General features: G+C 72.4%; 14 protein-coding genes and 1 pseudogene. 9 read left to right on the forward strand and 6 right to left on the reverse strand.

Annotation, left to right across the window (positions count from 1 at the left end; genetic code table 11):
* Positions 1-91 precede the first annotated feature (91 nt).
* The 6 genes from ACWC0C_RS04360 to zapE all read right to left on the reverse strand — a co-directional run bounded on the left by ACWC0C_RS04360 (position 92) and on the right by zapE (position 5,444).
* Entirely contained in the window at positions 92-655 is a 564-nt protein-coding gene (locus ACWC0C_RS04360; protein ID WP_450861484.1) for a YbhB/YbcL family Raf kinase inhibitor-like protein, read from the reverse strand.
* 20 nt (positions 656-675) lie between these two features.
* Complete coding sequence (locus tag ACWC0C_RS04365; RefSeq protein ID WP_450861486.1) at positions 676-1,476, reverse strand: slipin family protein; 801 nt, start codon at positions 1,474-1,476, stop codon at positions 676-678.
* Between the two features lie 136 nt (positions 1,477-1,612).
* Positions 1,613-3,097: a SulP family inorganic anion transporter gene (locus ACWC0C_RS04370; protein WP_450861488.1), complete on the reverse strand. Its 1,485-nt coding sequence runs from the start codon at positions 3,095-3,097 to the stop codon at positions 1,613-1,615.
* An 8-nt stretch (positions 3,098-3,105) separates the two neighbouring features.
* Positions 3,106-3,684 carry a carbonic anhydrase gene (locus ACWC0C_RS04375; RefSeq protein WP_449194752.1) on the reverse strand — a complete coding sequence of 193 codons (579 nt, stop codon included), beginning with the start codon at positions 3,682-3,684 and terminating at the stop codon, positions 3,106-3,108.
* Positions 3,685-3,779: 95 nt separating this feature from the next.
* Positions 3,780-4,175 (reverse strand): hypothetical protein, encoded by a 396-nt coding sequence (locus ACWC0C_RS04380; protein WP_450861490.1) that lies wholly within the window; start codon positions 4,173-4,175, stop codon positions 3,780-3,782.
* A gap of 165 nt (positions 4,176-4,340) precedes the next feature.
* A complete protein-coding gene (gene zapE, locus ACWC0C_RS04385) occupies positions 4,341-5,444 on the reverse strand; it encodes a cell division protein ZapE (RefSeq protein ID WP_449194750.1) in 1,104 nt (367 codons plus the stop codon).
* A 37-nt stretch (positions 5,445-5,481) separates the two neighbouring features.
* Between zapE and ACWC0C_RS04390 the strand changes: the two genes are divergently transcribed.
* From ACWC0C_RS04390 to ACWC0C_RS04430, 9 genes and pseudogenes are all read left to right on the forward strand, one after another.
* Positions 5,482-6,342, forward strand: a complete 861-nt coding sequence (locus ACWC0C_RS04390) for a pyrimidine reductase family protein (protein ID WP_450861492.1) — start codon at positions 5,482-5,484, stop codon at positions 6,340-6,342.
* A 129-nt stretch (positions 6,343-6,471) separates the two neighbouring features.
* Positions 6,472-6,945, forward strand: coding sequence for an indole-3-glycerol phosphate synthase (locus ACWC0C_RS04395; RefSeq protein ID WP_449194748.1), 474 nt, complete (start codon positions 6,472-6,474; stop codon positions 6,943-6,945).
* A 79-nt stretch (positions 6,946-7,024) separates the two neighbouring features.
* On the forward strand, positions 7,025-8,413 hold the full coding sequence (murC, locus tag ACWC0C_RS04400) for a UDP-N-acetylmuramate--L-alanine ligase (RefSeq protein WP_450861494.1): 1,389 nt from the start codon (positions 7,025-7,027) through the stop codon (positions 8,411-8,413).
* Positions 8,414-8,427: 14 nt separating this feature from the next.
* Positions 8,428-8,835: a peptide-methionine (R)-S-oxide reductase MsrB gene (msrB, locus tag ACWC0C_RS04405; protein ID WP_449194746.1), complete on the forward strand. Its 408-nt coding sequence runs from the start codon at positions 8,428-8,430 to the stop codon at positions 8,833-8,835.
* A gap of 177 nt (positions 8,836-9,012) precedes the next feature.
* Positions 9,013-10,317 carry a PP2C family protein-serine/threonine phosphatase gene (locus ACWC0C_RS04410; RefSeq protein ID WP_450861495.1) on the forward strand — a complete coding sequence of 435 codons (1,305 nt, stop codon included), beginning with the start codon at positions 9,013-9,015 and terminating at the stop codon, positions 10,315-10,317.
* Positions 10,318-10,551: 234 nt separating this feature from the next.
* The gene (locus ACWC0C_RS04415) at positions 10,552-11,889 is read left to right on the forward strand and encodes a ferredoxin reductase family protein (protein WP_450861497.1); all 1,338 of its coding nucleotides are present in this window, start codon (positions 10,552-10,554) and stop codon (positions 11,887-11,889) included.
* 16 nt (positions 11,890-11,905) lie between these two features.
* Positions 11,906-12,349, forward strand: a complete 444-nt coding sequence (locus tag ACWC0C_RS04420) for an FMN-binding protein (RefSeq protein WP_450861498.1) — start codon at positions 11,906-11,908, stop codon at positions 12,347-12,349.
* Position 12,350: 1 nt separating this feature from the next.
* Positions 12,351-13,073 carry an FAD:protein FMN transferase gene (locus ACWC0C_RS04425; RefSeq protein ID WP_450861500.1) on the forward strand — a complete coding sequence of 241 codons (723 nt, stop codon included), beginning with the start codon at positions 12,351-12,353 and terminating at the stop codon, positions 13,071-13,073.
* A 159-nt stretch (positions 13,074-13,232) separates the two neighbouring features.
* Positions 13,233-14,348, forward strand: a pseudogene (locus ACWC0C_RS04430) (ABC transporter ATP-binding protein); the annotation flags it as partial.
* Positions 14,349-14,653: the final 305 nt, after the last annotated feature.

Raw genomic sequence — 14,653 nt, forward strand, 5'->3', positions numbered from 1 at the left:
ATTCCAAGCGGTGCATCCGCGCCCCAGGGGCGCGGGGAACTGCGCGACCAGCCACGACGAAGCCGCAGACGAACGGTGGCCCGTCCCGGCACTACCGGCCGTAGCGCCCCGTCAATGTGCCCGTGGCGAGAGTGTGCCCCGACAACGCACGCATCAGGTCGGCCGGCGAGGCCCCCGCGGCCAGCGAGACCCGGCGGTCCACGGCATACACCGTCAGGACGTACCGGTGCGGCCGGTCTCCACGCGGCGGGCACGGCCCGCCGTACCCGGTCCTGCCGAAGCCGTTGCGGCCCTCGGTCGCCCCCCGCGGATGCTCCCCGGCGGACAACTGCCTGGTGTGCGGGTCGACATCCCACACCAGCCAGTGCGTGAACATGCCGTGCCCGGCGTCGCGGTCCCGCAGCAGCAGGGCCAGCGAGGCCGTGTGCGCCGGTACGGCGGTGAGGGCCAGCGGAGGCGAGAGGTCCGCGCCGTCGCAGGTGTGCCGTCGCGGGACGGTGCCGCCGTCGGCGTACGCGGAGCTGGTGACGGTCAGCCGGTGGGCGGCGGTGGGCGAGGGCACGGCGACCGGTCCGCCACCGCCACCGCCGCCGCAGCCCGCCGCGACGGCCGTCGCGGATACGGCGGCCAAGGTGATCACCCAGTTCCTGCGCATGCCCGGCACGCCAGTGCACGTTAGCCGGAGTGGAGCTCTCCGTCACCGTTCGCCGCGGGTTGCTGTGCGCCCCGTTCCAGGAAGTGCAGCAGCTCCACCGGGATGGGCAGCACCAGCGTGGAGTTCTTCTCGGCGGACACCGCCATCACCGTCTGGAGCAGCCGCAGCTGGAGAGCGGCCGGTGTGTCGGCCATCTGCTGGGCGGCCTCCGCCAGCTTCTTGGAGGCCTGGAACTCGGCGTCGGCGTTGATGATCCTGGCCCGGCGTTCCCGGTCGGCCTCGGCCTGGCGGGCCATGGACCGCTTCATCGTGTCCGGCAGGGAGACGTCCTTGATCTCGACCCGGTCGACCTGGATGCCCCAGCCGACGGCCGGGCTGTCGATCATCAGCTCCAGGCCCTCGTTGAGTTTCTCGCGGTTGGAGAGCAGATCGTCCAGGTCGCTCTTGCCGATGATCGACCGCAGGGACGTCTGGGCCATCTGCGACACCGCGAACTTGTAGTCCTCGACCTTCACCAGGGCGCTCGCCGCGTCGACCACGCGGAAGTAGACGACCGCGTCCACCCGAACGGTGACGTTGTCGCGGGTGATCCCCTCCTGGGCCGGGATCGGCATCGTGACGATCTGCATGTTGACCTTGTGCAGCCGGTCCACGAACGGGATCACCAGGGTCAGGCCGGGCTCGCGTTCGCCTCCCGCCACCCGGCCGAGCCGGAAGAGGACGCCTCTCTCGTACTGCTTGACGATCCGCGCCGCCATCGCCAGATAGACCACCGCGACGGAACCCGCCGCCGCTGCGGCGCCCAGCAGCTCTTGGACCATGGTGACCTCCTCACGGAGAGGTCCGTTTTCGTCCGCTGCTGTAACCATATGCCCGGGGTGGGGCGGAAGCCATAAGCCCGGGGACCGGGCCGGGCTGCCGAGGGGCGTCGGCATCCCGGACCGCAGAGGGCGGCCGTCAGCCGGCGCGCGTGGTGACCTTCACCGGTTCCGTGCCCGCCGCGCTGTGCCGCTCGGCCCAGTTCTCCAGGGCTGTACGGCAGGCGTGGTCCAGGTGGTGCAGGCCGGACAGGTCCAGGCGGACCGGGCGGTCCTGGGGCAGCGACTCCAGGCTGTCGAGGATCTTCGGCAGCCGCAGGAACGTCGCGTTGCCCGAGAGGTAGGCGTCGACCGGGCCCGCGCCCTTGTCGACGACCTCCAGCCTGACGTGCGAGGCCTCCCAGGCCGTCTTGACCACGGCCAGCGCCAGCCCGATCAGCACCCCCTCGAACATGCTGACCGCCACGATGGACAGGGCCGTGACGGACAGGACCAGCGCCTCGCCCCGGTGCTCGCGCCACAGCCCGGCCAGCGCCCGGACCGGGACCAGCTTGGCGCCCGAGTGGATCAGGATGCCCGCCAGCGCCGGGATCGGGATGTAGGCCAGCACGTCCGGCAGCAGCGCGGCGAAGAGCAGCAGCCACACCCCGTGCAGGACACGGGAGGCCTTCGTACGGGCGCCCGCCTGCACGTTGGCCGCGCTGCGCACGATCACCGCGGTCATCGGCAGCGCGCCCAGCAGCCCGCACACCGTGTTGCCGACGCCCTGGGCGAGAAGCTCCTTGTCGTACTCGGTGCGCGGCCCGGAGTGCAGCCGGTCCACGGCCGCCGCGCTGAACAGGGACTCGGCGGACGCGATCAGTGTGAAGGCGACGATCGTGCCGAGTGCCCCGACGCTCGCCAGCTCGCCGAACGCGCCGAGCGGCGGCGGCTGGACCGAGCCGAGCAGGCCTCGCACCTCCACTGTGGCCACCGGCAGGTCCAGTGCGAACGCGGCCACCGTGGCGAGGCCCACCGCGGCCAGCGGGCCGGGCAGCGTACGCACCTTCGCCGGGGCGTGTTTCCACAGCAGGAGCACCGCGATGGTGCCCGCGCACACCGCGAGCGAGGCCACCGCCGTGCCGTCGCCGAGGGCGTCCAGGAGCGCCCCGGGCAGTCCGGCGATCTTGCCCAGTCCGGAGTCGGGTGCCTTGGCCGCGAGTGCCGGGTACAACTGCCCGGCGACGAGCACGAGTCCGATTCCGGCCAGCATGCCCTCGACGACCGAGACCGAAATGGCGCGGAAGTAGCGGCCCAGCTTCAGCAGGCCCATGCCCACTTGGAGGAGTCCGGCGGCGAGCACGATGGCGCCGAGCCCCGGCAGCCCGAACTCCTTGACCGCTTCGAAGACGAGCACGGTCATTCCGGCGGCCGGACCCGACACCTGCAGGCTGCTGCCGCGCATCAGCCCGGTGACGAGTCCGCCCACGATGCCGGTGACCAGGCCGAGTTCGGCCGGGACACCGGAGGCGACGGCCACGCCGACGCACAGCGGCAGCGCGACCAGGAAGACGACGAGAGAGGCGGCGACGTCCTGCCGCAGATACGGGAACCGGGCTATGAGGGTGGTGTTCTCACTGGTCATCGGCGCGCTCACAGGGACTCGAAGGTGTCGGTCTGCGGGCGGTGCGCACGTACGGCGCCGGTGTGCACCTCGTAGTACCAGGCGTGCAGGCCCAGCCGGCCCTCCGCCAGCTTCCGCTCGACGCAGGGGTACGAGCGCAGCCGCAGCAGCTGGGTCAGGACGTGCGCCCGCACGCCCTCGGCGACCTCCGGGTCCTCGGCCGCGCCGGCCGGGCGCGGGGTGGCGTGCGCGAGCCAGTCGCGCACGGCGGGTACGGCGGTCAGGTCGTCGCCGCGCACCAGCGCGCCGACGGCACCGCAGTGCGAGTGGCCGCAGACGACGATGTCGCGGACACCGAGCACCTCCACGGCGTACTCGATGGTGGCGGCCTCGCTGGTGGGGTGGAGCGAGGTGTGGGGCGGGACGATGTTGCCCGCGGTGCGCAGCTCGAAGAGCTGGCCGGGGCGGGCGCCCGTGATCAGGGCCGGGACGACCCGGGAGTCGGAGCAGGTGATGAACAGCACCTGTGGGGACTGGCCTGCGGCGAGTTGGGCGAACTCCTCAGGGCGCTGTCCGAAGGTACGGGCGTTGTCGATGAGGGGCTGCATATGTGTGAGTTCCTCCTGGCGCGCCTGCACGGGCGCGTCGGGCTTGAACGACGTTGTGTGTGTGGGGGGGGAGAGAGAGTGCGCGCGGGCGCCGGTCAGCAGCGGAAGACTTGGAGCGCTGACGGGGTGTGGGCTCTGGAGGCTCTGGAGGCCGGGTCGTGCACGGTGCCGGGCGCGTGGGACGGGCCCGTACCGGCCGCCCGGCCGGCTATGAGCGGGTGCGCCTGCGCACAGCCTGCGGCCGGGCCGCGCTGCCGGTCGCGCACGTGCGGGAGGCCTGCGGGAGTACCCGGGCAGCCCGGGGCGCGGAGCGTGTCCGCCCCGTCGCGCGCCGGCTTCGCCGGGGAGGCGATCCCGGGTTCGGTCTTGGCCCGCGCTTCACTGAGCGTGTGCGCGGGTGCGAAGGTTTCCGTGTGCGCGAAGCACAGCAGGGCGAGCAGGGCAACGGCAAAGGAGGCGAGCAGGGTCCGGGCCGTCGTGCCTTGGAACATGCGCCCCCCTTCCGGAAGTTCACACCTCTTGTCCAGACCAAGCATTGGTCAATGGCTGGTCAAGAAACAGATTAACCCTGCAAAGTCCTTTGCAGGGTTAACAGCGCGTTACGGGCGCAAGAGAGCGTGAAAAGTGCCGGTTGTGTGGCTTGATCTGGCTCTTGACTAGGAGCCGACGAGACCCTTCGCGTCGCGGGCCAGCGCGGTGAGCCGGGATATCGCGCGGAAGTACTTCTTGCGGTAGCCGCCGTTCAGCATCTCCTCGCTGAACAGTCGGTCGAACGGCAGCCCCGAGGCCAGCACCGGGACCTCGCGGTCGTAGAGCCGGTCCGCGAGCACCACGAGCCGCAGCGCGGTGGACTGGTCGGGCACCGGCCGCACATCGGTGAGGCATACGGCCGTCAGCCCGTCGGTCAGTGCGCCGTAGCGGCTCGGGTGCACCCTGGCCAGGTGCTCCAGCAGGTGCGGGAAGTCGTCGAGGGAGGCGCCCGCGGTGGCGTAGGCCGCCTTCGTCACCTCTTCGTCGGTGAACGGCTTCGGCGCCTCGGGCAGACCGCGGTGGCGGTAGTCCTCGCCGTCGATGCGCAGGGTGCGGAAGTGGGCCGACAGGCCCTGGATCTCGCGCAGGAAGTCGGCGGCGGCGAACCGGCCCTCGCCCAGCTTGCCGGGCAGTGTGTTGGAGGTGGCGGCGAGCGCCACGCCCGCCTCGACCAGCTTGCCGAGCAGGGTCGACACGAGGACCGTGTCGCCCGGGTCGTCCAGCTCGAACTCGTCGATGCACAGCAGGCGGTGGCCGGAGAGGGTCTGCACCGTCTGCTGGAAGCCGAGGGCGCCGACCAGGTTCGTCAGCTCCACGAAGGTGCCGAACGCCTTGAGCGAGGGCTCGGCGGGGGTGGCGTGCCACAGGGAGGCGAGCAGGTGGGTCTTGCCGACGCCGTAACCGCCGTCCAGGTAGACCCCGCGCGGGCCGGCCGGGGTCTTGGGTGCCCTGGCCCTGCCGAAGCCGAAGAGGCCACGCCGGCCGGCGCCGGTCGCGTGCGCCCCGCCCAGCCCGGCCGCGAAGCCGTCGAGTACCCGCACGGCCTCGGACTGGCTGGGCTGGTGCGGGTCGGGTATGTACGTCGAGAAGCGGACCGAGTCGAAGCGTGGGGGCGGCACCATCTCGGCGACCAGCCGGTCCGCGGGGACGCGCGGCTCACGGACGCACAGGGAGAGGGGGCCCGCTTCGGTCAGAGGGCTGGATCCGGGGGCGGCGGTGGAGGACGACACGGTTACCCATGCTAAGTGCCGTGCCACACTGCACGACATGCGACGCCTGTTCCCTGTGACCGACGAGACAGCACCCCAGACCTCCGGCGGGACGGCCGAGAGGGAGGGTGCGAGGGGGTTTGCCGGGACCCGGGGGGCGGCCGTGGCCGGTGCCTCCGCCCTCGTCGATCGCGAGTGGACACTCGCCGAGCTGGCCGCCGCCTACGCCTACCCGGATCCGGCACCGGGCGCCGCACGGCCCTGGCTGCGGGCCAACATGGTCTCCACGCTCGACGGCGCCGCCCAGCACGAGGGGCGCTCCCAGCCCATCTCCAGCGCCGCCGACATGCGCATCTTCGGCACGCTGCGGGCGCTGGCGGATGTGATCGTGGTGGGCGCGGAAACGGTACGTCAGGAGGGGTACCGCCCCGCACGCGCGCGTGCCGGGTTCGCCGCGGCCCGTGCCGCCGCCGGACAGGGCCCGGCAGCCGCGATCGCGGTCGTCAGCGCGAGCCTGGAACTGGACCTCTCGCTGCCGCTGTTCACCTCGCCCGTGGTGCCCACGCTGATCCTGACCGGAGCAGGGGCCGACGCCGACCGGGTCGCCGCCGCCGAGAAGGCGGGCGCCAAGGTGGTGATCGCCGGCGAGGGCCTGGGCGTCGACCCCGCGCGGGCGGTGCGCGCCCTGGCCGGCCTCGGTCACACCCGGCTGCTCACCGAGGGCGGTCCCCGGCTGCTGGGCCAGCTGGTCGCCGCCGAGGTGCTGGACGAGATGTGCGTGACCCTCTCGCCCATGCTCACCGCGGGCGACGCGCAGCGGATCGCCGGGGGGCCGTCGGTCGCCGTGCCGCGCCGGTTCGAACTCGTGTCCCTCCTTGAAGAGGCCGGATTCCTGTTCGGTCGTTACCGTCGGTCCTGAAATCAGCGGAATATACCGTTCCGTTTAACTTCCGGAGGGCAGACTTAGTCCGCAGATCCCGTGCGATCACGGGGCAGGATGGTTTCCGCAGGGGTCTTGTCAGGGCCCACGGAGGAGAAGAGGCGTTCGGTGTTCACAAGCGTTCTGATGATCGAGAAGGCCTTGACGTCCGCCGACGTGGAGTTCGTCACCACCTTGCACGGAGACGAGCCGGTCGCGTTCCACGTGCTCCTCCAGCCGCGCGGCGACCAGGCGGACCGCCTGTTGCGGGCCATCGACGACATCGCGCTCGGCGAACTCGACGAGGCGGTGCGGGAGCGGGAGACGCCGGAGGGGGAGGACGCCAGGAGCGTCGGGCAGCAGGCGCTGGACGTGTCCGTGCAGGCGCTGCGCGCGGCGGGGAGCCAGGCGCAGGGGCAGCTGGTCGAGGATCATCCGCTGGACGCGCTGAAGTCTCGCGTCGCCGAGGTGAACGCGGATGAGGTGATCGTGCTCACCGACCCCCACTACGTGGAGGAGTTCTTCCACCGGGACTGGGCTTCTCGGGCTCGGCACAAGGTGGGGGTGCCGGTGCTGAAGCTGTTCTCGCACAGCAAGGCCTAGGCCGCCCCTTGCACGGCGACCCGTGCTCGAGCGCATAGGCTAGGCACGCTCCAGCCCGCACCGTATCTGGGAGAAACGCATGGCACCCGGCCTTCCTACCGCCATGGACCGACCGCACTTCATCGGCATCGGTGGCGCCGGGATGTCGGGGATCGCCAAGATCCTGGCGCAGCGCGGGGGCAGGGTCGCCGGGAGTGATGCCAAGGAGTCGCCGACCGCCGAGGCGCTGCGGGCGCTCGGGGTCACCGTGCACATCGGGCACGCGGCGGAGCACCTCGCCGACGACGCGAGCTGTGTCGTGGTGTCGTCGGCGATCCGCCGGGACAACCCCGAGCTGGCCCGCGCTGCCGAGCTGGGCATCCCGGTGGTGCACCGCTCCGACGCGCTCGCCGCGCTGATGGAGGGACTGCGCCCGATCGCCGTGGCCGGCACCCACGGCAAGACGACGACCACCTCGATGCTGGCCGTCTCCCTGACCGAGCTGGGCCTGAAGCCGTCGTACGCCATCGGCGGCGACCTCGACGCGCCCGGCTCCAACGCGCTGCACGGCGACGGCGATATCTTCGTCGCCGAGGCGGACGAATCGGACCGCAGCTTCCACAAGTACGCGCCCGAGGTCGCCATCGTCCTCAACGTCGAGCTGGACCACCACGCCAACTACGCCTCGATGGACGAGATCTACGAGTCCTTCGAGACCTTCGCCGGGAAGATCGTGCCCGGCGGCACGCTGGTGATCTCCGCCGACCAGGAGGGCGCGCGGGAGCTGACCCGGCGACTGGCGGGGTCCGTGAAGACGGTGACGTACGGCGAGGCGGACGACGCCGACGTACGGGTGCTCGCCGTCGTACCGCAGGGGCTGAAGAGCCAGGTCACCGTCCTGCTGGAGGGGCAGGAGCTGACCTTCGCGGTGTCCGTCCCCGGCCGCCACTACGCCCTCAACGCCGTCGCCGCGCTCGCCGCCGGTGCCGCGCTCGGCGTCCCGGCCGACGGGCTCGCGCCCGCGCTCGCCGCCTACACCGGCGTGAAGCGGCGCCTGCAGCTCAAGGGCGAGGCGGCCGGAGTGCAGGTGATCGACTCCTACGCCCACCACCCCACGGAGATGACCGCCGACCTGGAGGCCATGCGCGCCGCCGCCGGTGACTCCCGCATCCTCGTCGTCTTCCAGCCGCACCTGTTCTCCCGCACCCAGGAGCTGGGCAAGGAGATGGGACAGGCACTGGCCCTCGCCGACGCCTCGGTGGTCCTCGACATCTACCCGGCCCGCGAGGACCCGATCCCCGGCGTGACCAGCGAGCTGATCATCGAGGCCGCGCGCGCGGCCGGCGCCGACGTCACCGCCGTACACGACAAGGCGGAGATCCCCGCGGTGATCGCGGGAATGGCGAAGCCCGGTGATCTCGTTCTCACCATGGGCGCGGGTGACGTGACCGACCTGGGCCCGCTGATCCTGGACCGCCTGTCGGAGTAAAGGGGCTGACGCTCATGTCGTACGACGTCGAGAAGCCGGACGAGCAGTGGCGGGCGGAGCTGAACCCGGCCGAGTACGCCGTGCTGCGCCAGGCCGCCACCGAGCCGGCGTTCACCGGTGAGTACACCGACACCAAGACCAGGGGCGTCTACTCCTGCCGTGCCTGCGGCGCCGAACTGTTCACGTCGGAGACGAAGTTCGCGTCGCACTGCGGCTGGCCGAGCTTCTACGACCCGAAGGACACCGACGCGGTGGAACTGGTCGAGGACCGCTCCCACGGCATGGTCCGCACCGAGGTGCGCTGTGCCCGCTGCGGCTCCCACCTCGGCCATGTCTTCGAGGGCGAGGGGTATCCGACCCCGACCGACCAGCGGTACTGCATCAACTCCATCTCCCTGCGGCTGACGCCCGCCGAGGGCTGACTCCCAACCTGGGAATCTGGCAAAAAGCGTCCTCGACGAGTCTCGTCCGGTCGAAGATGAACGCCATCGGACACCGGAGCGGGACTCATGTCCTGGCCTGGGGCTGTCGGGGGCGCTGGGTGGGATGAGGCCGGTGCCCCACTCGCTCCGGTTTGAGACGCTGTGAGGGTGTTGGGTGTGGCGCACTGGATCCAGTCCCACCGCAGGCCTGCGCCGACCGAGGATTCCGCGGACACCGCCGGGTCCACACAGGACGCGGACGGCCTGTCGGCCGCCGGTGACGCGGCGGCCGGCGCGCGCCTGAGCGTGCTGCGGGACGTGCTGGCCGGTATCGGCACCACCCTCGACGAGGCCGTGACCTGCGCCGAGCTGACCCGGGCCGCCGTGCGCCTGGCCGGCGGGACGGCCGCCGTGATGCGCCGGACCGGCCAGACCATCTCCGGGTACGAGGCGATCACCGGGGACGCCGACACACTGCCCGACGCCCGCTGGGCGACCGCGGTGGCCCGCGAGGCGGCCGTACCCGCGCTCGCCGCCGAGCCCGAGCCCTGGGTCGAGTACGCGCGCGCCACCCCCACCCGGATCGCCCTGTGCGCGCCGCTGACCAGCGGCGACGACGGGTACGGCGTCCTCGTGTGGGCCCGCTCCGGGCAGCCGCTGCGCCGTCCCGAGGCCGAGCTGCTCAGCGCGCTCGCCGAACGCGCCGCCTCCCACATCCGGCACGCCCGCGCCTACGCGAGCGTCAACCGCACCGCCGGCGACCTGCAGCGCGCCCTGCTCTCCGAGCCCGGCCGCCCGCACCCCAACCTCGACATCGCTGTCCGCTATCTGCCGGCCGGCGGAGGCGTGCTGGTCGGCGGCGACTGGTGCGAGACCGTACGGCTGCACTTCGGCCGGACCCTGCTGGTCGTCGGCGACGTCATGGGGCACGGCCTGGAGGCAGCCGTCGACATGAACGCCTACCGCTCCTCCCTGCGCTACATCGCCTCCGCCGACCTGCCCCCGCACCGGGTACTGCGGCAGATGGACGACATCGCCTCCCGGGAGGCGGACCTCAGGCCCGCCACCTGTCTGCTCGCCCGCGTCGACCCGGGGCGCCACCAGGTCACGCTGGCCAGCGCCGGGCATCTGCCCCCCGTACGCATCTCCTCCGGCGGTGCGGCCTCGTTGCTGTCCGTCCCGGTGGGGCCACCGCTCGGCACCGGGCTCGGCGGCTACGAGTCGGCCACGCACCCGCTGGCCGCGGGGGAGACGCTGGTGCTGTTCACCGACGGGCTGGTGGAGCGGCGGGGGGAGGACATCGACCGGTCGCTGGAGCGGCTGGCCGCGGTTCGCTTTCCCGGTGGGGGCGGGCTGGAGGACGTCCTGGACATCATCCTGGAGCGGCTGGACGCGCGGCACGCGGAGGACGACGTCGCCGCGCTCGCCTGCCGCCCGCATGCCCGTCCCGGGGGGTTCGCCGACAACGAGGTCGCGCCGTAGGGGGTAGTCCGTCTGCGCAGCCGGCTCCGCGTCGGGCAGAGACCGGCGGGTCGTCGTCCACGACCAGCAGCCGTACTTTCTCCACCCGCCCGTCCTGCGGCACCCGTTCGGCCCCGGCCGAGCTGCGGGTCCCCGCGGGCCGTATCGATACTCAAGTGAAAGTCGTCCGGCAGGAGAACGACAGCATCCGCGGGCGAAGCTCGTCACCCAGGACCCGATCAAGGAGCAGCGTCCGTGACGACCCTGCAGTCCCGAACCGCGCCCCCCACGGCGATCCGCCCCCAGGTCGTGGCCCGTACCGGCCTCTACATCCTGCTGGCCGCCAACGTGGCCGTCGTGACCTGGTTCTTCGCCCAGGCCGGATTCGCCTCGAACCCACTGATCGTGCTGGGCCGCCTCGCCGGCCTGTACGGCGCCCTCCTCATGGCCTTCCAACTGCTGCTGGTGGCCCGGCTGTCCTGGCTGGACCGCCGTATCGGCATGGACCGGCTGACCGCCTGGCACCGCCGCACCGGCATCGGTGTCGTGTGGACCCTGCTCACCCACGCCGTGTTCATCACCTTCGGCTACGCCCGGGAATCCTCGATGGACCCGGTGAACCAGCTGGTGAACCTCGTTGAGACCGTCGAGGGCGTGCTGCGCGCCGTCGTCGCGCTCGCGCTGCTCCTCGTGGTCGGCGTCGTCTCGGCCCGCTGGGCACGCCGCCGACTCGCCTACGAGACCTGGCACTTCATCCATCTGTACACCTACGTCGCCGTCGTCCTCGCCTTCACCCACCAGGTCGCCGTCGGTACGACCTTTACCGCGTCGCCCACCGCCAGGGCGTACTGGTACACCGTGTGGGGCGTCGCCCTCGGCGCGGTGTTCCTGGGCCGGCTGGTGCTGCCGCTGTGGCGGAACCTGCGGCACCGGCTGCGCGTCGCGGCGGTCGTCCCCGAGTCCGACGACGTCGTCTCCGTCTACGTCACCGGCCGCGACCTGGACCGGCTGCCCGCGCGGGCCGGCCAGTTCTTCCTCTGGCGGTTCCTCACCCGGGGCCGCTGGTGGCAGGCCAACCCCTTCTCCCTGTCGGCCGCCCCCGACGGCCGCACCCTGCGCCTCACCGCCAAGGCGTCCGGCGACGGCAGCGCCGCCCTGCGCCGGCTGAAGGTCGGCACCCGCGTCTTCGCCGAGGGCCCCTACGGCGCGTTCACCACGCTGCACCGCACCCGCCCGGAGTCCGTGCTGATCGCCGGCGGCGTCGGCGTCACCCCCATCCGGGCGCTGCTGGAGGACCTGGAGGGCCACGCCGTGGTCATCTACCGGGTGGCCACCGACCGCGACGCCGTCCTGTACGACGAGCTGCGCGACCTCGCCCTCACCAAGGGGGCCGAGCTGCACCTGGTGACCGGACCGGTCGCCCCCGACAAGCTCCCCCCGCGCGAGCTGGCGCGGCTCGTCCCCGACATCGGCGACCGGGACGTCTTCCTGTGCGGACCGCCCGGAATGATGACCGCCGTGCTGCGCAGCCTGGCCGACCTGGGCGTGCCCAAGCGGCAGATCCACTTCGAGCGCTTCAGCCTCGCGGGCTGAGAGAGGGCATCCCACCGTGAAGCGAGTCATTCCCGTCTTCGTCCTGACCGTCGCGGGCCTGATCCCGGTGTGGCGCTACCATCCCTCGATCGGCACCACGGACACCGCCCAGCCGGCCTCGACGCCGGCCACCGCGCCCTCGCCCCCCGCGACTTCCCCGGCTTCGACTTCCCCGGCTTCTCCGTCTCCTGCGCCGTCCGTGAAGGTCCTCCCGGGCCCCGCGGTGAACACGTCGAAGGGCGTCATCCAGGTGGAGGTGACCCTCCGGGGCGACCGGATCGCCTCCGTGCGGATGCTCCAGGCGCCACACCACCGACAGACCGCGTTCGCCGTACCCCAGCTGATCGCGGAGACGCTCAAGGCGCAGAGCGCCCATATCGACGCGGTGTCCGGCGCCACGATCACGAGCGAGGGATACAAGGAGTCCCTCCAGGCCGCACTCGACGCCAAGGGCACCTGACATGCGGCGTGTCGAGCACGTCATGGGCTTGCCCGTCTCGCTGCGGATCGACGACGAGGGCGACTTCGGGGCGGCCGCGGACGCCGTCTTCGCCTGGCTGCGCCAAGTGGACGCCCGTTTCAGCCCGTTCAAGCACGACAGCGAGGTCTCCCGGTACGGGCGCGACGAGTTGACGGAGGACGAGCTGAGCGCGGACCTGACGGAGGTCCTGGGCCTGTGCGAGCAGTACCGGGCCGCGACCGGCGGCGCCTTCGACGTCCGGCTGCCCGGCCGGGGCCTCGATCCCTGCGCGGTGGTCAAGGGCTGGTCCGTGCAGCGGGCGGCCGGGCTGCTGGCGGCCGCCGGGGCGCGGCGGTTCTGTCTCAACGCCGGCGGTGACGTGGTGGTCTCCGGCGGGCCGTGGCGGGTCGGGATACGGCATCCGGAACAGGCCGACCGGCTCTGCGCCGTGCTGGCGGTCACCGACGCGGCCGTGGCGACCTCCGGGCGGTACGAGCGCGGCGAGCACATCCTCGACGGCCGCACCGGGCGCCCCGCGACCGGGCTGCTCAGCCTCACGGTGGTGGCCCCGACCCTGACCGAGGCCGACGGGACCGCCACGGCCGCCTTCGCCCTGGGCGCCGAAGGCCCCGCCTGGGCCGCCGCCCGCACCGGCTGCGAGGTGTTCGCGGTGGACACCGCACGACGCGTGGTCCGCACTGCGGGACTGCCGGTGGCGGCCTAGGCCTGTCCGACGCTCGCCGGGGCCTTCCGGTGGGCCGGCCATTCGCCCGCCAAAACGCTGAAACACTCGCGGTCTAGACTCTCCCCGCAACGGCCTGCGCACCGACGACCTTGGCCGAAGACGGGCGGAAGCTGCCAAACCCGAAGGGTGTTCGGCGTTTTGATACGGATAGACTCAGTCACCAAGCGGTACCCGGACGGCACGGTCGCGGTCGACGGGCTGTCGCTGGAGATACCGGACCGCGCGATCACCGTCCTCGTCGGGCCATCCGGCTGCGGCAAGACGACGACCCTGCGGATGATCAACCGGATGGTGGAGCCCAGCGAGGGCAGCATCCTCCTCGACGGCACGGACATCCGGCAGCAGCCGGTCAACACCCTGCGCCGTTCGATGGGTTACGTCATCCAGAACGCCGGGCTCTTCCAGCACCGCACCATCCTCGACAACATCGCCACCGTGCCCCGGCTGCTCGGCTGGGGCAAGCAGAAGGCCCGCACCCGGGCCGCCGAGCTGATGGAGCGCGTGGGGCTCGACGCCTCGCTCGCCAAGCGGTACCCCTACCAGCTCTCCGGCGGCCAGCAGCAGCGCGTCGGAGTGGCCCGGGCGCTCGCCGCCGATCCGCCGGTGCTGCTGATGGACGAGCCGTTCTCCGCCGTCGACCCCGTGGTGCGCAAGGGACTCCAGGACGAACTCCTACGTATCCAGGACGAGTTGGGCAAGACGATCGTCTTCGTCACGCATGACATCGACGAGGCGATCAAGCTCGGCACGATGGTCGCCGTGCTGCGCACCGGCGGCCGGCTCGCCCAGTTCGCCCCGCCCGCCGAGCTGCTCAGCGCGCCCGCCGACGCCTTCGTGGAGGACTTCCTCGGCGCCGACCGCGGCATCCGCCGGCTGTCCTTCTTCCCGTCCGCCGGCCTGGAGTTGCAGACCGCGCCGATCGTGGGCATCGACGCCGATGCGGCCCAGCTCGCCTCCGGCTCCGACGCCCCCTATCTCCTCGTCACCGACCTCGACGGCAGGCCGCTCGGCTGGAGCGAGCCGGACCGGCTCACCGCCGGGGCCATCGACGAGGGCCGACTCATCGACCACGGGCGGCCATTCGTACCCGGCAAGGACTCGCTGCGCGCCGCTCTCGACGGTGCCGTGCTCTCCCCGGCCGGCTGGGCCGTCGCGGTGGACGCCGACGGACGCGCCGTCGGCGTCGTCTCCCAGCAGGCCATCGGCGAGGCCATCCGCACCGCCCACGGCCGGGCCACGAACGGCACCGACACCGCGAACGGCCCGGCTGGGGGCGGTGGTGGCGCTGCGGGTCCGGCTGGGGACGGCCCGGCTGGGGGTGGTGGTGGCGCTGCGGAGGGCCCGGCTGAGGGCGGCGCGGACGCCACAGAGGGCGCCGACGCCGCGAAGGGCTCGGCTGGGGGCGGTGGCGACGCTGCGGAGGGTCCGGCTGGGGGCGGCGCGGACGCCACAGAGGGCGCCGACACCGCGGACGGCCCGGCCGCGGACGATAGCGACGCCGCGGACGGCCCGGCCGCGGACGATAGCGACGCCGCGAACGGCCCGGCCGCGGACGGCGC

The organism is Streptomyces sp. NPDC001709 (assembly GCF_053596375.1).